Annotated in this window: 19 protein-coding genes; 7 read left to right on the top strand and 12 right to left on the bottom strand. The window is 75.7% G+C overall.

The genetic code is table 11. The annotated features are described in order from the left end of the window. Positions 1–84 precede the first annotated feature (84 nt). Positions 85–2,244: a phage holin family protein gene (locus CP982_RS33280; RefSeq protein ID WP_184925589.1), complete on the bottom strand. Its 2,160-nt coding sequence runs from the start codon at positions 2,242–2,244 to the stop codon at positions 85–87. A gap of 76 nt (positions 2,245–2,320) precedes the next feature. Next, complete coding sequence (locus tag CP982_RS33275) at positions 2,321–2,749, bottom strand: recombinase family protein (RefSeq protein WP_150513843.1); 429 nt, start codon at positions 2,747–2,749, stop codon at positions 2,321–2,323. An 81-nt stretch (positions 2,750–2,830) separates the two neighbouring features. Between CP982_RS33275 and CP982_RS33270 the strand changes: the two genes are divergently transcribed. Further along, on the top strand, positions 2,831–3,616 hold the full coding sequence (locus tag CP982_RS33270; protein WP_150513842.1) for an MBL fold metallo-hydrolase: 786 nt from the start codon (positions 2,831–2,833) through the stop codon (positions 3,614–3,616). Continuing rightward, positions 3,613–4,251 carry a DedA family protein gene (locus CP982_RS33265; RefSeq protein WP_150513841.1) on the top strand — a complete coding sequence of 213 codons (639 nt, stop codon included), beginning with the start codon at positions 3,613–3,615 and terminating at the stop codon, positions 4,249–4,251. Before CP982_RS33270 ends, CP982_RS33265 begins: the two co-directional genes overlap by 4 nt. Here the strand turns inward: CP982_RS33265 and CP982_RS33260 are convergent. The 4 genes from CP982_RS33260 to CP982_RS33245 form a co-directional block, all read right to left on the bottom strand. Further along, complete coding sequence (locus tag CP982_RS33260; RefSeq protein WP_150515842.1) at positions 4,248–5,276, bottom strand: MBL fold metallo-hydrolase; 1,029 nt, start codon at positions 5,274–5,276, stop codon at positions 4,248–4,250. The two genes, CP982_RS33265 and CP982_RS33260, sit on opposite strands and share 4 nt — an antisense overlap. Before the next feature lie 68 nt (positions 5,277–5,344). After that, positions 5,345–6,592, bottom strand: coding sequence for an aminotransferase class I/II-fold pyridoxal phosphate-dependent enzyme (locus CP982_RS33255; protein ID WP_150513840.1), 1,248 nt, complete (start codon positions 6,590–6,592; stop codon positions 5,345–5,347). A 121-nt stretch (positions 6,593–6,713) separates the two neighbouring features. Further along, the gene (locus tag CP982_RS33250; RefSeq protein ID WP_150513839.1) at positions 6,714–7,331 is read right to left on the bottom strand and encodes a hypothetical protein; all 618 of its coding nucleotides are present in this window, start codon (positions 7,329–7,331) and stop codon (positions 6,714–6,716) included. Positions 7,332–7,436: 105 nt separating this feature from the next. After that, positions 7,437–8,159, bottom strand: a complete 723-nt coding sequence (locus CP982_RS33245; RefSeq protein WP_150513838.1) for an ANTAR domain-containing response regulator — start codon at positions 8,157–8,159, stop codon at positions 7,437–7,439. A gap of 81 nt (positions 8,160–8,240) precedes the next feature. On the opposite strand from CP982_RS33245, the gene CP982_RS33240 reads away from it, so the two are divergent. Further along, entirely contained in the window at positions 8,241–9,383 is a 1,143-nt protein-coding gene (locus CP982_RS33240) for a PAS domain protein (protein ID WP_150513837.1), read from the top strand. Here the strand turns inward: CP982_RS33240 and CP982_RS33235 are convergent. Beyond that, positions 9,364–10,401: an RNA polymerase sigma factor SigF gene (locus CP982_RS33235; protein WP_170316536.1), complete on the bottom strand. Its 1,038-nt coding sequence runs from the start codon at positions 10,399–10,401 to the stop codon at positions 9,364–9,366. The genes CP982_RS33240 and CP982_RS33235 overlap by 20 nt on opposite strands. 253 nt (positions 10,402–10,654) lie before the next feature. On the opposite strand from CP982_RS33235, the gene CP982_RS33230 reads away from it, so the two are divergent. Continuing rightward, on the top strand, positions 10,655–12,460 hold the full coding sequence (locus CP982_RS33230; protein WP_150513836.1) for a thiamine pyrophosphate-requiring protein: 1,806 nt from the start codon (positions 10,655–10,657) through the stop codon (positions 12,458–12,460). Between the two features lie 54 nt (positions 12,461–12,514). Here CP982_RS33230 and CP982_RS41925 read toward each other — a convergent pair whose 3' ends face one another. After that, positions 12,515–12,664 carry a hypothetical protein gene (locus CP982_RS41925; protein ID WP_170316535.1) on the bottom strand — a complete coding sequence of 50 codons (150 nt, stop codon included), beginning with the start codon at positions 12,662–12,664 and terminating at the stop codon, positions 12,515–12,517. A 191-nt stretch (positions 12,665–12,855) separates the two neighbouring features. On the opposite strand from CP982_RS41925, the gene CP982_RS33225 reads away from it, so the two are divergent. Next, on the top strand, positions 12,856–13,293 hold the full coding sequence (locus CP982_RS33225; protein WP_150513835.1) for a CBS domain-containing protein: 438 nt from the start codon (positions 12,856–12,858) through the stop codon (positions 13,291–13,293). An 18-nt stretch (positions 13,294–13,311) separates the two neighbouring features. Here CP982_RS33225 and CP982_RS33220 read toward each other — a convergent pair whose 3' ends face one another. From CP982_RS33220 to CP982_RS33210, 3 genes are all read right to left on the bottom strand, one after another. Beyond that, positions 13,312–13,896 (bottom strand): TIGR03086 family metal-binding protein, encoded by a 585-nt coding sequence (locus CP982_RS33220; protein ID WP_150513834.1) that lies wholly within the window; start codon positions 13,894–13,896, stop codon positions 13,312–13,314. Between the two features lie 398 nt (positions 13,897–14,294). After that, positions 14,295–15,257, bottom strand: coding sequence for an AraC family transcriptional regulator (locus CP982_RS33215; RefSeq protein ID WP_229878608.1), 963 nt, complete (start codon positions 15,255–15,257; stop codon positions 14,295–14,297). 52 nt (positions 15,258–15,309) lie between these two features. Further along, positions 15,310–16,938 (bottom strand): ABC-F family ATP-binding cassette domain-containing protein, encoded by a 1,629-nt coding sequence (locus CP982_RS33210; protein ID WP_150513833.1) that lies wholly within the window; start codon positions 16,936–16,938, stop codon positions 15,310–15,312. Positions 16,939–17,118: 180 nt separating this feature from the next. Between CP982_RS33210 and CP982_RS33205 the strand changes: the two genes are divergently transcribed. Together CP982_RS33205 and CP982_RS33200 are read left to right on the top strand one after the other, a co-directional pair. After that, on the top strand, positions 17,119–18,615 hold the full coding sequence (locus CP982_RS33205) for a bifunctional phosphatase PAP2/diacylglycerol kinase family protein (protein WP_150513832.1): 1,497 nt from the start codon (positions 17,119–17,121) through the stop codon (positions 18,613–18,615). 43 nt (positions 18,616–18,658) lie between these two features. Continuing rightward, entirely contained in the window at positions 18,659–19,507 is an 849-nt protein-coding gene (locus CP982_RS33200) for a methyltransferase domain-containing protein (protein WP_229878610.1), read from the top strand. A gap of 198 nt (positions 19,508–19,705) precedes the next feature. Here the strand turns inward: CP982_RS33200 and CP982_RS33195 are convergent, their stop codons facing one another. Continuing rightward, positions 19,706–19,969, bottom strand: a complete 264-nt coding sequence (locus CP982_RS33195; protein ID WP_150513831.1) for a gas vesicle protein K — start codon at positions 19,967–19,969, stop codon at positions 19,706–19,708. Positions 19,970–19,978 lie beyond the last annotated feature (9 nt).

Genomic DNA, 19,978 nt, shown 5'->3' with positions numbered 1-19,978 from the left:
GGGGTGGTGCGCCTCTCGTCGTGCCGGGCGCCCGGGATCACCGGGCGCGGGCCCATGGTCGGGCACCGGGGACGCGCCGCAAAATCACTGCGTTTTGTCCTGTACGACGTGGTCGGCGGCCGGAAATGCTGTCGGTGCCAACGGGTCCGGAAGGCGATCATCCGCAGGTGTGACGCGGGGCACTTCCGGCCCGTGCGCCTCGTGCAGCCAGCACCGCAGGACGTGGTGCACGGCCTCCGCGCCGACGAGTTCCGCGCCCTCGGCGACGGGCCGCGAGAGCACGAGCGGGGACAGCAGGAACGGCCGGGACTGGGCGCCGCCGAGCCCGCCGTGCGAGCCGATCTGCTCCTCGAACGCGAGGACTTCGCCGTCCAGCGGGTCGTACGCGGAGTTGACCATGATGTCGGCGGTGTGCGGGAAGCCGTCGGTGCGCCGCACGGCGTCGGCGGCGCCGGGCCCGAAGTCGGCGAGCGGCCCGAGGGCGTCCGGGCCCGCGTCGGCGGGCAGCTCGTCCAGGTACACCTCGGCGCCGCGCGCGCCCAGGACGAGGGGTCCGCGGTCCTCGCTGCGCACCAGCAGGAAGCCGATGCCGGGGTGGTTGGCGAGCGTCGGCAGGAGCGCGGGGTGGCGCCGGTCGATCTCCTCGCGCGTCATGCGGTGGGGCACGTCGGGGAAGGAGACGAGCCCCAGGTTCCCGGACGCGAGCACGATGGGCTCGGCCAGGCGGCGCGGCCGGTGCTCGCCGGTGCCCTCCTCCACGGGCCTGCGCAGCGCGGCGCGCACCGCCGCGCGGGCCTCGGCGCCGCTACGGGTGCGGCGCGCCCTGCGCGGCACGGGCAGTCCGCAGCCGGCGCGCACCAGGTCGCCGAGGGTCAGGCCGTAGCGGGCGCGGTAGGTCTCGCCGGGGCTCTGGCCGTGGTCGGAGAGCAGCACGATGCGGTAAGGCCGGGGCGCGTGCTCGGCGACCTGGGCGAGCAGCGCGAGCGACCGGTCGAGCCGTCTGAGGACCTTCTCGGCGTCGCCGCTCGTGGGCCCGGAGTGGTGGGCGACCTCGTCGTACGCCACGAGGTCGGCGTAGACGGCGGCCCGCCCGGCGAGCATGTCCCCGATGACGGCGGCGACCACGACGTCGCGCTCGACGACGGTCGCGAAGGCGCGGATGAAGGGGTACAGGCCGCCCCGGCTCACCCGCGGGCGGCGTCGGCGCAGGCGGGCGCGGGTCGACTCGCCGATCTCGCGGCCGACCTCGGCGACGAAGGACAGGGCGGTGCGGACGGCGTTGGCGGGGTCGGAGAAGTACGCGAAGTACCCGGCGCGCGAGCGGTTCTCCTTGCCGCGCCGGGCGGCCATGGAGAGCACGAGCGCGAGCTGCTCGGCGCCGCCGCTGAAGAGGTTGCCGCGGCTGGCGCCGTCGTAGGTGAGCAGTCCGCCGTCGCCGGTGCGGGCGATCGCGCGCCGCTGGAGCTCCACGGCGGACGCGGGCCGGTTGGACACCATGACCTCGCCGGTGTCCTTCTCGTACCAGCGGAAGGCGGGCACGTCGTGGTTGCTGCCGTGCAGGATGCCGAGCTGGCTCGCGCCGGTCTGGCTCGACCAGTCGGTGCGCCAGGGCGTGAGCCGGTGCGTGGCGCGCGCGCCGGGCCCCTCGTCGGCGCCGAGCCAGCGGGCGACGGTGGGCAGCACGCCCTTGCGCGCGGCGCGGCACAGGACGTCGTGGCCGACGCCGTCGAGCTGGAGGAAGACCGTGCCCGGCGTTGTGGCGTGCCGCGGCCCTTCGCCGCGGCGGCGTCTTCGGTCCGCGAGGCGGTACAGGCGGCGCCGGTAGGCGTCGTCGTCGCGGACGGCGAGCGCGCCGCCCGTCGCCGACGCCACCGCCGACATCACGGCCGCGACGACCACGGCGGTCTCCGCGTTCGCGTCCCCGCGGCCGTCGGGGATGAGCCGGAGGGCGAGCAGCAGCAGCGACCCGTTGAGGAAGAAGGTGAGCAGACCGATGACCAGGGCGGGGACGAGCAGCAGGGCCCGGACGAGCAGCGGCCACACCAGGGCGGAGAGCAGACCGAAGGCGCCCGCGCCGAGGGCCGCGGTCACGGCGATGCGGGTGGCGCTGTCGCCGTCGTCGGACTGGAGCTTGAAGTCCGGCAGGATCCCCGCGAGGACCAGCATCGTGAGCGTGCTCACCGCCCAGACGGCGACCACCCGCCCGAGGCCGCGCCCCACCGTCCGCCACCGACCACCACGCACAGCGCTCCGCCCGCCTCACGATCTGACCTTCGCCTCAGCCTGTCACAGCCCGGGGGCCGCAGCAGGCGGGCGGGGGTCAGCAGCCGTCGTAGCCCGCGGTCGGCATGGAGAGGCGGCGGTGGACGCGGGCCTTCATGTGGGAGTCGTAGCAGGGCTCTTCGAAGCCCGCGGTCTCGATGCGGACACCGCGCCGCGCGCACTCCTCGGTGAACTCGTCGGCGGAGCGCAGCGCCCGCTCCAGGACCCGGCGGCACGGGACCACGAACAGGTCGACGAGGCCCGCGTCGACGTCGTTCCAGAAGACGGCGTGATCGGCGCGCAGGCCGCGCACCACGAGCTCCCGGGTCACCACGTAGCCGTGGGCGGCGGCCCAGCGCGCGCACATCGCGTGCTGGCTGCGCGAGTCGACGAGGAACGGGTCGCTGTCCAGCTCCTCCAGGGGCGTCAGGCTGGCGATGGCGGCCACCCGCACCGCGCGGGCCGGCACCCCGCAGGTGTTTCCCATGGCGTCCCCCTCACCTCTGGCGTCAGCCGACGACACTACTCCTGGCCGTAGGCTCGGAGACAGTCACACGAAGGAGGAACGGTGCGGCCGGACGTCACGGTCACTTGGTGGGGCCATGCCACCTGTACGGTCGAGGATTCCGGGACGCGGGTGCTGACCGATCCTCTCTTCGTGCGCAGGCTCGCGCACTTGCGCCGCCGCCGGGGCGCCCTGCCGCCCCCCGAGGCGGCCGTGGCCGACGTCGTCCTGCTCTCCCACCTGCACGCCGACCATCTGCACGTGCCGTCCCTCGCCCGCCTCGCGCCGGGCACCCGGGCCCTGCTCCCGCGCGGCGCGGCGCGCTCCGTGCCGGGGCTTCGCCGCCTGTCCCACCTGCGGTTCACGGAGGTCGAGCCGGGCGACGAGGTGCCCGTCGGCGACGGCGGCGTGGTCGTGCGGGTGGTGCCCGCCCTGCACGACGGCCGCCGGCTGCCGGTGGGGCCGCACCGCTCCCCCGCGCTCGGGTACGTCGTCCAGGGCGCGGCCCGTACGTACTTCGCCGGGGACACCGGCCTGTTCGACGCGATGGCCGACGAGGTCGGCGCCGTCGACGTGGCGCTGCTCCCGGTCGGCGGCTGGGGCCCCTATCTGGGCCACGGCCATCTCGACCCGGCGCGCGCCGCCGAGGCCCTGGCCCGGATCGCGCCGCGCAGCGCCGTGCCGGTGCACTACGGCACGTACTGGCCGATCGGCATGGACGCGGTGCGGCCGCACGAGTTCCACACGCCGGGCGACGAGTTCGTGCGGCAGGCCGCGCGCCGGGCGCCGGACGTGGCGGTGCACCGCCTCGCGCACGGCGAGAGCGTCCGGCCGGAGGCCGCCCGATGATCCTTGCCGCCGCGGCCCAGGTGTCGCCGGACTCCACGCAGCAGGCGGTCGGCTATCCGTCGCTCTTCCTGCTCGTGGTGGTCGGCGCGCTCGTGCCGGTGGTGCCGACGGGCGCGCTGGTCAGCTCGGCCGCGGTGGTCGCCTTCCACCAGACCGACACCTCGCCCTTCGCGCTGCTCGTCGTGTTCGGCGTGGCCTCGCTCGCGGCGTTCTGCGGCGACGTCGGCCTCTACTGGCTCGGGCAGCGGGGCATGCGCTCCAAGAACGGGTCGCGCTGGCTGGAGGCGATCCGCGACCGCGCCCCCGAGGAGCGGCTCGCCCGCGCCCAGGACAAGCTCCGGGACCACGGCGTCCTGGTCCTCGTCCTGTCCCGGCTCGTCCCCGCGGGCCGCCTTCCCGTCATGCTGGCCTGCCTCCTGGCGGGGATGCCGCTGCGCCGGTTCGCCCGCGGCAACCTCCCCGCGTGCCTCGCCTGGGCGGTCACCTACCAGCTCATCGGCATCCTCGGCGGCTCCCTCTTCAGGGAGCCCTGGCAGGGCGTGGCCCTTGCGGTGGGCCTCACCGTCGTCATCAGCGCGGCCCCGGCCCTGTGGCGCCGGCTGCGCCCGCGCGGCGCCCCGTCGGAGAGGGCCTAGCCGGGACCCAGGACCCGCGAGCCGCCCACCGGCAGGTCCCAGAGGTCGCCGGGGGCGAGGCCGGCCGCGGCCCAGGCGGCGCGCACGCGCTCCAAGGGTTCGAGCACCGGCTCGGCGGACAGCAGGAACGTGCCCCAGTGCATGGGGGCCATCCGCCGCGCCCCGACGTCGCGCGCGGCCCGCACCGCCTCCTCCGGGTCGCAGTGCACGTCCCGCAGCCACCACCGCGGCTCGTACGCCCCGATGGGCAGCAGGGCGAGGTCGATCCCGGGGTACCGCTCCCCGATGCGGGCGAACCAGTGCCCGTACCCGGTGTCCCCGGCGAAGTACACCCGCTGTCCCTCGGCGTCGGTGAGCACCCACCCGCCCCACAGGCTCCGGCAGGTGTCCCTGAGCCCGCGCTTGGACCAGTGGTGCGCGGGCACGAAACCGAAGCGGACGCCGTCGAGTTCGGCGCTCTCCCACCAGTCGAGCTCGGTGACCCGCGTGAAGCGCCGTCTGACGAACCACCGCCCGAGCCCGGCGGGTACGAACAGCGGCGTCCCGCGCGGCAGCCGCTTGAGGGTGGGCGCGTCGAGGTGGTCGTAGTGGTTGTGGCTGATGACGACGGCGTCGACCCGCGGCAGCGCGTCCCAGGCCACGCCCACCGGCGTGACCCGGGCGGGGGTGCCGAGGATCCGCCGGGACCAGACGGGGTCGGTGAGGACGGTGAGGCCGCCGATCCTGACGACCCAGCTGGCGTGGCCCGCCCAGGTCACGGCGACGGTACGGGCGTCGGCACGCGGCAGCGGTCCCGGTGCGAAGGGCAGCCGGGCGATGTCGGCGAGGCCCGCGGGGGCGGGCCGGAGCGCGCCCTCGCGGGCGAACCGCGCGAAGGCCCGCAGGCCCGGCAGCGGCGCGGTGAGCCGGTCCGCGAACGACTTGGGCCACAGGCGCGGCGAGCGGGGCACTGCCGCCGGGGCGGCCGGGCGGCGGACGGGCGTGCGCGCCCGGGCCGCGCCCGCTGTGTCCGCCGTATCCGCCATGTCTGCCGCGTCCGCTGTGCCCGCCCGTCGGGCCCGCTCCGTGCCCTGGGGCTGCTGCTGTGTCTGCGTCACCGAGGGGGCTCCCATCGCTGTGCTTCCGCGCGGAGGTCGTCGAGGGCCGAGCCGATCCTGGCCAGCGCCCGCGCCACGTGCGGCGATTCCAATGGCTCCGGGGCGCCGAGCGCACCGGACCGCTCCTCGGGGTCCGGCCCGAGGAGCGGTCCCGTGGACAGGCGTACGCGCAGCGCGTCGATGTCGTCGCCGAAGCGGTGGCCGCCGGGGGCGGGCAGGCCGAGCCGCTCCTGGAGGTGGTCCTCCAGCTCCTGCGCGTCCGTGACGCCGCGCGCGGCGAGACCGGCGCGCAGCGGGCCGAGGTCGGCGTACACGTGTCGGCCGGCCACCGGCGGCCGGGCGAGCGCGCCCGCGCCGACGGCGGTCTCCCGGAGGGCGGCGGCGAGGCGCGCGTGCAGCCGGTTGGCGGCGGCCAGCCGTGCGGTGATCCCTTCCGGCTCGCCGAGCGCGTACGCCGCCGCGGCGGCGGCCGGCGCGGCCAGGGTCGCGCCCAGGGCCGTCAGCACGTCGAGGGCGCGGGCGCGCAGCGCGGCGCCGGGACCGTCCGCGGGGAAGCGGGCGACAGCGGCGGGCAGGGCGGGCGGCAGGAAGGCACCGGCGAGGTCACTGACGACGGTGACCCGCCCCGGGGCCATCCCGGCGGGGCCGATCAGGACGGTGTCATGCGGGCGGTGCAGGGTGTCGCGCCACGTCTCGTCGCTCACGATGTGCAGGCCCTCGCCCGCGGCGGCCTCGACGGCCTCGTGGACGGCGTCGGGCGGCGGCACGGTCGCGGTCGGGTCGTCGGCGACGGAGAGCACGAGCAGGCGCGGCGCGCCGCCCTCGGCGCGGACGCGCCGGACGGTCTCCAGGAGGGCGTACGCGTCGGGCACGCCGCCGCACTCGGCGGGGGTCGGCACGTGGTAGACGGAGCGGCCCAGGAGCCGCACCTGGGGCTCCCACCAGGCGGCGCACGGCCGGGGCAGCAGGACGTCGCCGCCGAGGGCGGCGGCGACGGCGAGCAGCAGGGGGGCCGCGCCGGGCGCGGCGGCGACGTGCTCCGGCTCGACGGGCAGGCCGCGGCGGTCCCAGTAGCCGCTCGCCGCCGCGCGCAGCGCCGGGTCGCCACCGGGCGGGGGCGCGTGGCTGTGGCCCGCCGCGGCCGCGGCCACGGCGGCGAGCTCCGGCAGGACCGGAAGACCCGGCTCCGGCAGGGGCGGGCCCGACCGGACGCGCCCGTGCCCCGCGTGGTCCGTCCGCCGCATGGGCACCTCCGTGCGCTCCCCTGGCCACCCGTGTGGCCATCCGCGTGCCGTCGGGTCTGTGCGTACCCCACGGCGGCGCCGCTCCATCGTCCGACGGCGGGCGCGTTGCTCCGTGCGGCGGTCAGCGCGCGGAGGCGCGATCGCGGCGCAGCCGGTGGACGGCGGCGGCGCACGCGCCCGCCACCAGGACGCCACCGGCGGCGAGGGCCACCGGTGAGTCGGTGAAGGTGCCGCCCTCGCCCGCGCGGACGCCGTGCGGCGCGGCGGGCGCGGACGCCGTGTGCGCGGGCGCCGTGTGCGAGGGGCCCGGCGCGGCGCGGGTGACCGTGAACGTGGCCTGCCACTGGCCGTCGTCGTGGCAGACGCCGTCCACGGACCACTCCGACACGGGACCCGCGGTGTTCGGGCCGCCGTCCTCGAAGCCGGTGGTGGGGGCGATGCGGGCGGTGCCCTGGTAGCCGGCGGCGCCGGGGTTCTGGTTCTGCTGATCCGGTACGCGCCGGAGCGTGACGGTGCCCTGCTCGAAGGCCTGGGAGCTGGCGTCCATCGTCTGCGGGGCCGTGGCGGCGGTGGCCGGGCAGGCGACCGAGACGGTGACCTGCTCGCCGGGCGCGACGCGCGCCGGGGTGACCTCGGCGGCCGCCGGGCCGCCCTCCGCGTGGGCGGGCGGCGCGAGGGCGAGGAGGGGGTACAGGGCCAGGGCCAAGGGGGCCAGGGTCAGCGGGACGGAAGTGCGCATGCGTTCATTCGAGCCGTTCCGCGCGGCCCGCGCTCGTCGTCCCGCGCCGGACGGCCTAAGGCTTCCCCACCTACGAGCGGTCGGGCCGGGCGGCCGGGCGCCCGCTCACTCGCCGTCGCGCCTGGCCAGCGTGGTCAGCTCGCGTTCCAGGCCGCGGCCGCGCGTGTCCACCAGGACCGCCGAGACCTCGGAGAGCTTGCGGTTCGTGGTCTGGGAGATGCGCCGCAGCAGACCGAAGGCCTGGTCCGCGTCGCAGCTCAGGACGTGCATGATGATGCCGCGGGCCTGGTCGACGACGGGCCGGGTGCGCAGCGCCTCGCCCAGGTGGTCCAGCTCGGTGAGGGCGGCGCGGTAGTGGCGGTCGCGGACCAGGCCGGTCGTCGCGAGGTCGCCGAGCGCCTGCGCGGGGCCGCAGCTCACGTCGTCCAGGCTGCCGGGGCGGAAGCTGAACAGGCTGAGGGTGAGGGTGAGGCCGGAGCGCCTGAACGGCAGCGTCACGCTCGCGCGGACGCCGGAGTCCAGGGCGAGGGCGCGGTATTCGGGCCAGCGTTCGTCGCGCAGCAGGTCGGCGGCGTCCACCGGCGCGCCGCGCTCCTGCGCGGCCGGAATGGGCCCCTCGCCGGAGCGGAGCTGGACGGAGACGAGTCCGGCGAGGTCGGGGTGGGTGACGGCGGTGGGCAGTTCGTCGCCGCCGTCGGTGACCGTGGTGCCCGCGCCGCAGCACGCGGCGGTGCACCGCACGGCCTGCTCGGCGAGTTCCGACAGCCTGCGCTGCGGCAGGGCGGATTCCGGTCCTTCCGGTCCTGCGGGTCCGATCGGCATCGGCATGGCGCTCTCCTCCTCACTTCCCACCTGTGCGGCTTCCCGTGAGGGCCTCCGGAAAACGGGCCCAGCGGCTACGTTCGACGCATGCCCCAGACTGAGGAGTTCGGTGAGGAACTCGCGGACTTCGTGCGCCGCGTCGCGGAGTTGAAGGCGTCGCGCGCCGTGCCGTCCGGCGACCTCCGCACCATGCTCGACGCGGCCCTGTTCGAGCTGGACCACGCGGCCGAGCGGCTGTGGCCGGGGCTCGAGCGGATCTCGGTGGACGGCCCGACGGCGGCCGCCGCGTCCGACCGCGACGAACAGCGGCTGCTGCGCGCGGTGTTCCAGCGCTTCCCGCTGCCGGTGGTGCTCGTCGACGGCGAGACCGTGGTGCGGCGCATGAACGTGGCGGCGACGGGCCTGACGGGGGTGCGCGGCGGATACGCGACCGGGCGGCCCCTTTCCGGCTTCCTGACGTCGTCCGACGGGATCGCGTTCCGCTCGCAGGCCGCGGCGGTCGCCCGGGGCGAGGGCGACCGGAGCCTGACGGTGCGCCTCCAGCCGCGCCCGGAGCAGCCGCTGCGGGCGACGCTGACCGGGCTGCGGCCCGGCACGGAGCCCCGCACGGTCCTCCTCGTGGTCCTGCAGCCCGTGGGGGCGGACGACCCCCGGCCCTGCGACCACGGCACCTTCGGCTCCCGCCGGGCCCGGGCCGCCCCCGACCTGGCCGAGACGACCCGCCACGCCGAGCTGCTCGAACTGTCGGACATGATGACGGCGGCGCTGCTCACGGCCCCGCCGGGCGAACCCGCCGAGGTGCTGCGGCGCGCCGCCGACGTCCTGCACGGCACGTTCGCGGACTGGGTGATCACCGACGAGGCCGGCGCGCGGCCGCGCCGCACCACGGTGCTCGGGCCCCGGGGCGGGCCGGTGGCGGACGTCCTCGCGCAGGATCCCGCCGACTGTCCCCTGGTGATGGAGACGGTGCGCTGCGGGGCGCCCGTCCTCCAGGTGCGGCCGCACCCCGAGGACGGCTTCGGCCGGGACGCCTCCGGGGCGCCGGTGCTCGTACGGGCCCAGGTGACGTCCCTGCTGTGCGTGGCCCTGACGGCGGACCCGGGCGGCCCGCCGGAGGGGGTGCTCAGCCTCTTCCGGACCGGCGCGCGCCTCGCCTTCTCGATGGCGGAGGCGCGCGCCGTGGATGTGATGTCCCGTCACATCGCGCTCGCTATGCGGCGTCCCGGGTGATCTCGCCGGAGGCCGCGGGGTGCGGGCGGGCCGCGTGCCGCGTCAGGTCGCGGGTGATCTCGTCCCGCAGCCGGCCGCAGCAGCGGCTGATGAGGCGCGACACGTGCATCTGGGAGATCCCCAGGTGCTCGGCGATGCGGCTCTGCGTCATGTCGCCGAAGAACCGCATGTAGAGGATGGCCCGTTCGCGCTCGGGCAGGGCCGCGAGGCGCGGTTTGACGGCCTCGCGGTCCACGACGACGTCGAGCGCCGGGTCGGGGCCGCCGAGCGTGTCGCGCAGCGCGTAGCCGTCGTCGCTGCCGGGCAGTTCGGCGTCCAGGGACAGCGCGGTGAAGCTGTCGAGGGCCTCCAGACCGGTGGCCGCGTCCTCCTCGCTCATCCCGGCCCGCTCGGCGATCTCGGCGATGGTCGGGGCGCGCCCGGACACGGTCTGGGAGAGGTCCTGGCAGGCGAACCGCACGCGGTTGCGCAGGTCCTGGACGCGCCGGGGCACGTGCAGGGTCCACATGTGGTCGCGGAAGTGGCGCTTGATCTCGCCGGTGACGGTGGGCACGGCGTAGCTCTCGAAGGCGTTGCCGCGCTCCGGGTCGTAGCGGTCGACGGCCTTCACCAGGCCGAGGGCCGCGACCTGCCGCAGGTCGTCGAGGGACTCGCCGCGGTTGCGGAACCGGCCCGCGAGGCGCTCGGCCATGGGCAGCCAGGCGCGCACGAGCTCCTCGCGCAGGGCGTCCCGTTCGGGCCCGTGCGGGAGTTCGCATAGCTTGGCGAACGCCGCGGCGGTGTCGGGGGCGTCGTCGTGGGGGTGACGGGAGGCGCGCGAGCGCCCGGTGCGGGGGCTCCTCTGGGAGGCGCGGGACGGTGCCGTGGCGCGCTGGGTGTGCTGGGGGTGCTGGGTGGAACGGCCGCGGTGCGGGCGCGTGCGGTGCGCCGTGCCCGACGTGGTCTCTGCTGTGGTCTCTTCTGTGGTCTCTTCGGGGACCGCCGCGGCTTCCTCGGGACGTACTGCGTCCGTGGGCATAGTGCTCACAACTCCCTTGCCGGTGCTTTGGGTCGCACGGTCACCGTGGGAGTGCGGGCACGTGCCGCGTCAGGGCACACCCGGGGCGAGTGAAGCCTCTCCCACGGACGTGCCTCCGTTCCGAAGCACTTCCTTCCGCCTGCCCCTCGCGCCCGGCACCAAACGCCGGGCCTGCGGGGCGCGGGTTTTCCCCGGGCGCCCGAGGAAACCCGGCCGTGACGGACATCAACGCCCGGCACCGGAAGGACACCTCATGAGCGCGAAGGTCGCCGACCACATCCTGGAACGGCTGCGGGCCTGGGACGTCGACTGCGTCTTCGGCTACCCCGGCGACGGCATCAACGGCCTCCTCGCGGCCTGGGGCCGCGCCGACGACCGGCCGCGGTTCATCCAGGCCAGGCACGAGGAGATGGCGGCGTTCGAAGCCGTCGGCTACGCCAAGTTCGGCCGGCGGCTCGGGGTGTGCGCGGCGACCTCGGGGCCCGGCGCGATCCACCTCCTCAACGGCCTGTACGACGCGAAGCTGGACCACGTGCCGGTGCTCGCCCTGGTCGGGCAGACGCACCGCTCCGCGATGGGGGGCTCGTACCAGCAGGAGGTCGACCTGCACACGCTGTTCAAGGACGTGGCGTCCGACTACGTGGAGACCGTGACGGTGCCCGAGCAGCTGCCGAACGTCCTCGACCGCGCGATCCGCACCGCGTACGCCCGCCGCTGCCCCACCGCCGTGATCCTCCCCGGCGACGTCCAGGAGCTCGACTACCACCCGCCCACGCACGCCTTCAAGATGGTGCCGTCCAGCCTGGACCGCAGCGCGTGGACGGCGCTGCCCTCGCCGACCGCCCTGGAGCGGGCCGCCGACGTGCTGAACTCCGGGACCAGGGCGGCGGTCCTGATCGGCCAGGGCGCCGCGGGTGCCCGCGCCGAGGTCGAGGAGCTGGCGGAGCTGCTCGGCGCGGGCGTCGCCAAGGCGCTGCTCGGCAAGGACGCGCTGAGCGACGAACTGCCGTACGTCACGGGCGCGATCGGGCTGCTCGGCACCCGCCCCTCCTACGAGCTGATGCGCGACTGCGACACGCTCCTGACGATCGGCTCCAGCTTCCCCTACGCGCAGTTCCTGCCGGAGTACGGGAAGGTCCGCGCCGTGCAGATCGACATCGACCCGCACATGGTCGGCATGCGCTACCCGTACGAGGTGAACCTGGTCGGTGACGCGCGCGCCACGCTGCGGCAGCTGATCCCGATGGTCTCGAAGGAGCGCGCGGCGGCGGGCCGCGACTGGCACGCCCAGGTGCGGGCGAACGTGGAGCGGTGGCACGGCGTCCTGGACCGCAGGGCGGGGCTGAGCGCCGACCCCCTCAACCCCGAGCACGTGGCGCGGGCCCTGGACCCGCTGCTCCCCACGGACGCGATCGTCACCTCCGACTCGGGCTCCACGGCCAACTGGTACGCGCGCCATCTGACGCTGCGCGGCGACATGCGGGCCTCGCTGTCCGGCACCCTCGCGACGATGGGCTGCGGGGTGCCGTACGCGATCGGCGCGAAGTTCGCGCACCCCAACCGGCCGGTCGTGGCGCTCGTCGGCGACGGCGCGATGCAGATGAACGGCATGGCGGAGCTGATCACGGCGGCCAAGTACCGGCACCGCTGGGACGATCCGCGGCTCGTCGTCGGGGTGTGGAACAACCGGGACCTCAACCAGGTGACGTGGGAGCTGCGGGCGATGGGCGGCGCCCCGACGTTCCAGGCGTCCCAGTCCCTGCCGGACGTGCCGTACGCGGACTTCGCGCGCTCGATCGGGCTCACGGGCGTGCGGGTGGAGAAGCCGGAGGACGTGGCCGCGGGCTGGCGCGCGGGCCTGGCGGCGGAGGGTCCGGCCGTCGTCGAGTTCGTCACGGACCCGGCGGTGCCGCCGATTCCGCCGCACGCCACCTGGGAGCAGCTGGAGTCGACCGCGGCGGCCCTGCTCAAGGGCGACGCCGAGCGGGGCGCGGTGGTGAAGCAGGGGCTCAAGGCGAAGGTGCAGGAGTTCCTGCCGGGCGGCGGCAAGCGCGGCTAGGACCCGTTCGGGCGGCGTCCGGTGTGGGGCCCGGGCACCGCCCGGCCGCGTCCGTCACAGGGCGCGGTGCGCGCCGTCGCCCACGAAGGGCTCGAAGGGTTCTTCGGACCGTTCCGCGGGTGGCAGCAACAGCTCCTCGTACCGGCCGAGCGCGAGCACCACGCCCAGCAGCAGCACCGGAATGAACACGGCGAGAACCGCCATGACCGCTCCTCCCCTCTGGGTGAAGGCTTCGGTGTGAGGGAGGTCACGCCCCGGGTCTCCCCCGCCGAACCGGGCAAACCTCGGCCGCGCGCCGGATCGCGCGCCCCCGTCCCGCCGAGGCATGGAGGGGCGCCACAGGGGTACTGCGGGCGGGGTCGCATCGCCGACGGACGAAGGAGGTCTCTGCGGACATGGCGGAGTACGTGAGGGAAGTCATGACACCAGGGGTCGTCGCGGTCAGGCCCGACGCCTCGCTGGTCGAGGCCGCGCAGCTGATGCGCGCCCAGGACATCGGCGACGTCGTCGTGGCGCACGGCGACCAGGTGGTGGGGGTGCTCACCGACCGGGACATCACGCTGCGGGCCGTGGCCGAGGGCGCCGACCCGCTGACGGTCAGCGCGCAGGCCGTGTGCACCCCGAACCCGGTGGTGGTGGGCCCCGACGACGAAGTGGCGGCGGCGGTCGGCCTGATGCGCGACCACGCGGTGCGCAGGCTGCCGGTCGTGCAGGACGGACGCCCGGTGGGCATGGTGAGCCTCGGCGACCTGGCGATCGAGCAGGACCCGGCGTCCGCGCTCGCCGACATCAGCCGTGCCGCGCCCGACGGCGGCACGGGCCCCACCGGCTGAGGGGCGCGCGGGGCCGGGTCAGGGGGTACGGCCCAGCAGGCACAGGAGTTCCGTCTGCGCGTCCGCCCCCGGTGGTGGCGCCACCGGCGGGGCGAACAGGCCGCTCTTCGCGAGGTCGGCCGCGTACGGGGCGACTTCGCGCGCGGCCGCGGCGACCAGCTCGTCGGGCAGGCGCTCGTCGGCGCCGATGGCGCGCGCCAGGTCCCAGGTGTGCACCACCAGGTCGGTGGTCATCTGGGCGCAGTAGTCGCGCGCGGGGGTGTCGCCGTAGCTGAGGTGCACGGTGCCCGTGAGCGCGTGCGGCGCGCGGAACGCGGCGCGGGCCGCCGCGGCGGCGCGGTCCCAGGCGGCGACGGGGTCGGGGCCGAGCTGATCGCCGTCGAAGGCGTCGCCGACCGCTTCTACGGTGGCGCCGTCGCGGACGAGCGGCGGAACCCACAGCTGCTCGGACACGAGGTGGCCGACGAGGTCGCGGACCGTCCACCGGTCGCAGGGCGTCGGGGCGTCCCACTGGTCGTGGCGGACCGCGTGGACCCGGTCGGTGAACCGGTCGAGGGCCTGGCCGTGCCGCTCCAGGACCTGTCGGTCCGCGCTGGTGCTCATGCCGTCTCCCGTCCGTCGTCCCGGCTGCCGTGTGCGGTCGGTCCCGGGTCGAGTCTGACGGGGAGGCGCGGCGCGAACCACCGGAGAGGGGCCGGAGAAGAGCCGGAGGCGTTCGGAGAGGCGGGCCCGATGGCACACGGGGGAATGCCAGGGGGAACGACCGGGCCCGCCGGTCCGAAACCGGCCCGGCGCTCAGCGGAGCCGGGCCGGAAGTACCGGGGTTCCGTCTTCGGCCCGCGCCCCGGGAGAAGGCTAGGACCCCCGCGACGCGACCGGTCCACCCGGCGACAGAGTCACGTTAGGCGTGTGCCCCGGCACCGACGATCCGCTGTGCGCAGGTCCTGTCCGGATAGCGCACCGCGTCCGGATAGCGCACACGGCGGGACCGGCGCGCGCGGTCAGCGCCGCAGCGTCTGCGAGGGCAGCTCCCCGAACCGCCCCCGGTACTGCTCGGCGAACCGGCCGAGGTGGGTGAAGCCCCAGCGGTGGGCGACCTCGCTCACGGACCGCTCCCCGGGCCCGGCCCCGAGCAGCTCCTCGCGGACCCGCGCGAGCCGCACGTCCCGTACGTACGCCATCGGGGACATGCCCACGTAGCGGCGGAAGGCCTCCTGGAGCCAGCGCACGCCGACGCGGCCCTCGGCGGCGAGGGACGCGGTGGTGAACGGGTGCTCGGGGCGCGCCTGCACGGCGTCCATCACGCGCTTGACGGGGGCGGGGCGCAGCTGGTGCACGGGGTCGGCGAGCCGGTCGCGGTAGCGGTGGTCGGCGGCGAGCAGCAGGCCGTTCAGGAGGGCCTCCTGGAGCGGCTCGGCGACCAGCGGGTGGGTCAGGACGCCGTCGTCCTCGCGCAGGTCCGCCACGACGGTGCGCACGAGGCGGGCCCAGCCGCGCCCGGCGCCGCGCCGGGTGTCGAAGACCGGGCCGAAGGCCACCGGGCCGCGCACGGGCCTGCCGATGAGCTGCTCCAGACGCCCTTCGAGGGCGGCCCGGTCCAGCTTCACGGCGAGCAGCCGGCAGTCGCCGGACCAGCGCTCCAGGACGGTGTCGCCCACCGGCTGGTAGACCGCCGCGCTGCCGGGGGTGGCCGTCGTGCCGGGCACGGGGCCCTGCCGCCAGGACAGGTGGCCGCTGAGCGGGATGTTGACGTGGTAGGCGCCCAGCTCGCCGAAGCGCATGCGGACGTCGGCCCCGCAGCTCATGTCGCCGAGCGTGAGCGCCCCCAGCTCCCCGATGTCGTACCGCGCGCTGAAGGGCCGGGGCCCTTCGCACACGTCCATGAAGTTGCTGTAGTACGTGGCCTCGATGAGCTGCCTTGCCTCGTCGACGTCGCCCGTCCTGAAGGACGTCCTCACGGACACGGTCTCTCCAACTGCGCAGCGTACGACGGAATTCCCTGCGCTGTCGGCCACGCTACCGCGCGCGCTCCACCCTGCGCTCGTCCCAGACGGGGCCCGAGGTCTCGCGGACCCGGCCGTCGGTGCCGAAGACGAGGAAGCGGTCGAAGGAGCGGGCGAACCAGCGGTCGTGGGTGACCGCGAGCACCGTGCCCTCGTACGCCTCCAGGCCTTCCTGGAGCGCCTCGGCTGACTCCAGGTCCAGGTTGTCCGTGGGCTCGTCGAGCAGCAGGGCGGTGGCGCCCTGGAGTTCGAGGAGGAGGATCTGGAAGCGGGCCTGCTGGCCGCCGGACAGCTTCTCGAAGCGCTGCTCGGCCTGCGCGGTCAGCTCGTAGCGGCGCAGCCGGGACATCGCCGCGCCCCTGTCCTTGGCGTGCTCGCGCCACAGGATGTCGAGGAGGGTGCGGCCCTCCAGCTCGGGGTGGGCGTGCGTCTGCGCGAAGTGCCCCGGCACGACGCGGGCGCCGAGCTTCCACGCGCCGGTGTGCGCCACCGGGCTCTCGGGGTCGCCCGCCAGGAGGCGCAGGAAGTGGGACTTGCCCGAGCCGTTCGAACCGAGCACGGCCACGCGCTCGCCGTAGAACACCTCCAGGTCGAAGGGGTGCATCAGGCCTGTGAGCTCAAGGTCCTTGCAGGTCACGGCCCGCACGCCGGTGCGCCCTCCGTGCAGGCGCATGGTGATGTCCTGCTTGCGCGGCGGCTCGGGCGGCGGCCCGGCCTCCTCGAACTTCCGCAGGCGCGTCCTGGCCGCCTGGTAGCGCGAGGCCATCTCGTCGCTGCGCGACGCGTACTGCTGCATGTCGAGCACGAGCTTCTTGAGCTGCGCGTGCTTCTCGTCCCAGCGGCGGCGCAGCTCCTCGAAGCGCGCGAAGCGCTCCTGGCGCGCCTCGTGGTACGTGGCGAAGCCGGCGCCGTGCACCCACACGTCGGAGCCCGCGGGGCTGGGCTCCACGCTGACGATCCGGTCCGCGGCGCGGGCGAGGAGCTCGCGGTCGTGGCTGACGAACAGGACGGTCTTGCGGGTCTCCTTCAGGCGCTCCTCCAGCCAGCGCTTGCCGGGGACGTCCAGGTAGTTGTCGGGCTCGTCGAGGAGCAGCACCTCGTCGGTGCCGCGCAGCAGCGCCTCCAGGACCAGGCGCTTCTGCTCGCCGCCGGAGAGCGTGCGGACCTCGCGCCACTGCGCCTTCTCGTACGGCACGCCGAGCGCGGCCGTGGTGCAGATGTCCCACAGCGTCTCCGCCTCGTACCCCCGGGCCTCGGCCCAGTCGGCGAGGGACTGCGCGTACTGGAGCTGGGCGGCCTCGTCGTCGACGGTCATCAGGGCGTGCTCGGCGGCGTCGACGGCTCGCGCGGCCTCGCGGATCCGCGGGTGGGCCACCGAGACGAGCAGGTCGCGCACCGTCGTCGCGTCCCGCACGGAGCCGACGAACTGGGGCATGACGCCGAGGCCGCCGCTGACCGTGACCGTGCCGCCGTGCGGGCGCAGCTCGCCCGCGATCAGCTTGAGGAGGGTGGTCTTGCCCGCGCCGTTCGGCCCCACGAGGGCGGCGGACGTGCCCTCGGCGACGCGGAAGGAGACATCTCCGAGCAGCGCCCGGCCGTCCGGAAGGTAGTACTCGATGTGCGCGGCCTCTAGATGTCCCATAGGGCGATTGTCCGTGGGCCCGCTCGTGGGCGGCAAATGCTTTTGTCCCCCGGCCCCCCGGCCCCCCGGCCCCGGGTCCGCGGCCCCGGGTCCGCGGCCCGCGGACGGGGACCGGGGCCGTCCGGCGTGGGGTGGATCACTCGGCCGTTGGCCGCGGCGTTCCCCGGGTACCCGGGTTCCATGAGTCCTGACGCCGAGCTTCCCCTGCCCCCCGCCCGTGGGCCCAAGGCCCGCCTCGTCTCCCTGGACTGCCGGGTCTTCACCGCCGTGGCCGAGCGGCACTGGCCCGGGGCCGACCAGGCCCTGCCGCGGCTGAGCCGGGCGGCCAACCACGGCGTGCTGTGGTTCGCCACGGGCGCCGCGCTCGCGGCGACCCGGCACCCCCGGGCCCGGCGCGCCGCCGTGCGCGGCGTGGCCTCGCTCGCGCTCGCGTCCGCGACCATCAACACCCTCGGCAAGCGCTCGGTGCGCCGCGCGCGGCCGCTCCTCGACGGCGTGCCCCTGATGCGGCGGCTCAAGCGCCAGCCGCTCACCACGTCGTTCCCCTCGGGCCACGCCGCGTCCGCCGCCGCCTTCGCCACGGGTGTGGCTCTGGAGTCGCGCGGCCTGGGCGCGGCCGTCGCGCCGCTCGCCGGTGCCGTCGCCCTGTCCCGGGTGTACACCGGCGTGCACTTCCCGAGCGACGTGCTGGCCGGTGCCGCCCTGGGCGCGGGCGCCGCCTTCGCCGTGCGCGGCCTGGTGCCGACCCGGTCCCAGCTGCCGCCGCCGGGCCGCCCGCGCGTCGACGCCCCCGCCCTGCCCGGCGGGCGCGGCCTGGTGGTGGTCGTGAACGAGGGTGCGCGGACCCCGGAGCGGGTGCGCCCGCTGCTCGACGCGCTGCCGCACGCCGAGGTGGTGCGGTGCGCGCCGGGCGAGGTGGCCGCCGAGCTGGACAAGGCGGCGGAGCGCGCGCGGGTCCTCGGGGTGTGCGGCGGCGACGGCACCGTCAACGCGGCGGCGGCCGCCGCCCTGCGGCACGACGTCCCGCTCGTGGTGGTGCCGGGCGGCACGCTCAACCACTTCGCGCAGGACCTGGGCGCCGACGACCCGCGCGAGGTGGCCGCCGCGATCGAGGCGGGGGACGCGGTCGCGGTGGACGTGGGGCGCTTCAGCGCGGGCCGCGGCGACGGGTACTTCCTCAACACCTTCAGCCTCGGCGTCTACCCCGAGCTGGTGCGCGAGCGCGAGCGGTGGTCGCCGCGGATCGGCGGCTGGCCCGCCGGGGTCCTCGCGGCCGCCCGCGTGCTGCGCTCGGACCGGCAGCCGCTGCGGGCCGAGTTCCAGGGCACCGAGCGGGCGCTGTGGCTGCTGTTCGCCGGGAACTGCGTGTACAACCGCCTGGGCCTCGCGCCCTCGCGGCGGTTCGACCTCGCCGACGGGCTCCTCGACGTCCGCGTCGTGCACGGCGGCCGCAGGCCCGGCACGCGACTGCTCGCGGCCGCTCTCACCTCGCCGGTGGAGCGCTCCCCCGTGCAGACCTCGATCCGCCGCCGCAGGCTGCGCGTGGAGGGCCTGGCGCCCGGCACCGTGGTGGCGTACGACGGCGAGATCACGCCGGTTGAGGGCGAGTTGCTGATCGAGAAGCTGCCGGAGGCGCTGACGGTGTACCGCCCTTCACAACTCTTGTCCGCATCCTGACACACAGGTCTCACCATCCGGTACGGCGGCGTACAGTCCAGACATGTCACAGCGCATGTCTCACCACGCCTCGGCGGACGGGCCGCGACGCGACGCGGCCGTCTACACGCACGGCCACCACGAGTCGGTCCTGCGGTCCCACACCTGGCGCACCGCCGCCAACTCCGCCGCGTACCTCGTCGGCTCGCTCCGGGCGCACATGAAGGTGCTCGACATCGGCTGCGGGCCCGGAACCATCACCGCCGACCTCGCGGCGCTCGTCCCCGACGGGCACGTCACCGGTCTCGACCGGGCGCCGGGGATCCTGGACCAGGCGCGCGCGACGGCCGCCGAACGGGGCCTGGGCAACGTGGAGTTCGCCGTCGGGGACGTGCACGCCCTCGACTACCCGGACGGCTCCTTCGACGTCGTCCACGCCCACCAGGTGCTCCAGCACGTGGGCGACCCGGTGCGCGCGCTGCGCGAGATGCGCCGCGTCTGCGCGCCCGGCGGCATCGTCGCCGCCCGCGACAGCGACTACGCGGCGATGACCTGGCATCCGCGCACGCCCGGCATGGACGACTGGCTCGACCTGTACCGGCGCGTGGCCCGTGCGAACGGCGGGGAGCCGGACGCGGGCCGCGCCCTCAAGTCCTGGGCCCTGGAAGCCGGTTTCACCGACGTCACCGCGGGGGCGAGCACCTGGTGCTACAGCACCCCCGACGAGCGCGCCTGGTGGGCCGGGCTCTGGGCGGACCGGACGGTGGCGTCCGGGTACGCGGACCGCGCGGTCGAGAGCGGGCACGCCGACACCGGGCGGCTGCGGGCCGTCGCTCAGGCCTGGCGGGAGTGGGGGCGCGCACCGGACGGCTGGTTCGCGGTGCTGCACGGTGAGGTGCTCTGCCGACGGTGACCCGGAGCGTGTGCCCGGGCCTTCCGGGGATACCCGGAAGGCAGGAGGTGCACGCCATGGTTCTGCTTCTTCTGACCCTGCTGTTCGTCCTGCTGCTCGCCTTGCTGCCCCGCGGCACGGGCCCGGGCGCGCCCCGGACGCGGCCGCACTGGTACCGGTGGTAGTCACCCCACGGGGTCCGTCACCCCACCGGGTGCACTACTCCCTCGGCAGCAGCGGCCCCAGCGGCCCGAGGTCCAGATTCAGGTCCTCGGGCCGCAGTCCGTAGCGCTCGCGCAACTCGGTCATCCGCTCCTCCAGGAGCATCAGCGTGAGCCCGATCCGCTCCTCCTGGTCCTCCGTCAGTTCACCGGTGTCGAAGCGGCGCAGCGCCTGGCGCTCCATGAGCTGGCGCAGCAGCTCGACGACGGTGAGGACGAGGGCGACGAGATCGCGCTCCACGGTCTGGGGTTCGAGGTCCACGGTCGGCTC

The sequence above is a fragment of the Streptomyces spectabilis genome (assembly GCF_008704795.1).
In the GTDB taxonomy this organism is placed as follows: Bacteria; Actinomycetota; Actinomycetes; order Streptomycetales; family Streptomycetaceae; genus Streptomyces; species Streptomyces spectabilis.
This window is presented reverse-complemented; position numbering and strand designations above follow the sequence as displayed.

Excerpts from the sequence above, each read along its gene's own strand:
- CP982_RS33275 (WP_150513843.1), bottom strand. The coding sequence starts at position 2,749 with ATGGGAAACACCTGCGGGGTGCCGGCCCGCGCGGTGCGGGTGGCCGCC.
- CP982_RS33265 (WP_150513841.1), top strand. The coding sequence starts at position 3,613 with ATGATCCTTGCCGCCGCGGCCCAGGTGTCGCCGGACTCCACGCAGCAG.
- CP982_RS33260 (WP_150515842.1), bottom strand. The coding sequence starts at position 5,276 with ATGGCGGATACGGCGGACACAGCGGGCGCGGCCCGGGCGCGCACGCCC.
- CP982_RS33255 (WP_150513840.1), bottom strand. The coding sequence starts at position 6,592 with ATGCGGCGGACGGACCACGCGGGGCACGGGCGCGTCCGGTCGGGCCCG.
- CP982_RS33250 (WP_150513839.1), bottom strand. The coding sequence starts at position 7,331 with ATGCGCACTTCCGTCCCGCTGACCCTGGCCCCCTTGGCCCTGGCCCTG.
- CP982_RS33245 (WP_150513838.1), bottom strand. The coding sequence starts at position 8,159 with ATGCCGATGCCGATCGGACCCGCAGGACCGGAAGGACCGGAATCCGCC.
- CP982_RS33240 (WP_150513837.1), top strand. The coding sequence starts at position 8,241 with ATGCCCCAGACTGAGGAGTTCGGTGAGGAACTCGCGGACTTCGTGCGC.
- CP982_RS33235 (WP_170316536.1), bottom strand. The coding sequence starts at position 10,401 with ATGCCCACGGACGCAGTACGTCCCGAGGAAGCCGCGGCGGTCCCCGAA.
- CP982_RS33230 (WP_150513836.1), top strand. The coding sequence starts at position 10,655 with ATGAGCGCGAAGGTCGCCGACCACATCCTGGAACGGCTGCGGGCCTGG.
- CP982_RS41925 (WP_170316535.1), bottom strand. The coding sequence starts at position 12,664 with ATGGCGGTTCTCGCCGTGTTCATTCCGGTGCTGCTGCTGGGCGTGGTG.
- CP982_RS33225 (WP_150513835.1), top strand. The coding sequence starts at position 12,856 with ATGGCGGAGTACGTGAGGGAAGTCATGACACCAGGGGTCGTCGCGGTC.
- CP982_RS33220 (WP_150513834.1), bottom strand. The coding sequence starts at position 13,896 with ATGAGCACCAGCGCGGACCGACAGGTCCTGGAGCGGCACGGCCAGGCC.
- CP982_RS33210 (WP_150513833.1), bottom strand. The coding sequence starts at position 16,938 with ATGGGACATCTAGAGGCCGCGCACATCGAGTACTACCTTCCGGACGGC.
- CP982_RS33205 (WP_150513832.1), top strand. The coding sequence starts at position 17,119 with ATGAGTCCTGACGCCGAGCTTCCCCTGCCCCCCGCCCGTGGGCCCAAG.
- CP982_RS33200 (WP_229878610.1), top strand. The coding sequence starts at position 18,659 with ATGTCACAGCGCATGTCTCACCACGCCTCGGCGGACGGGCCGCGACGC.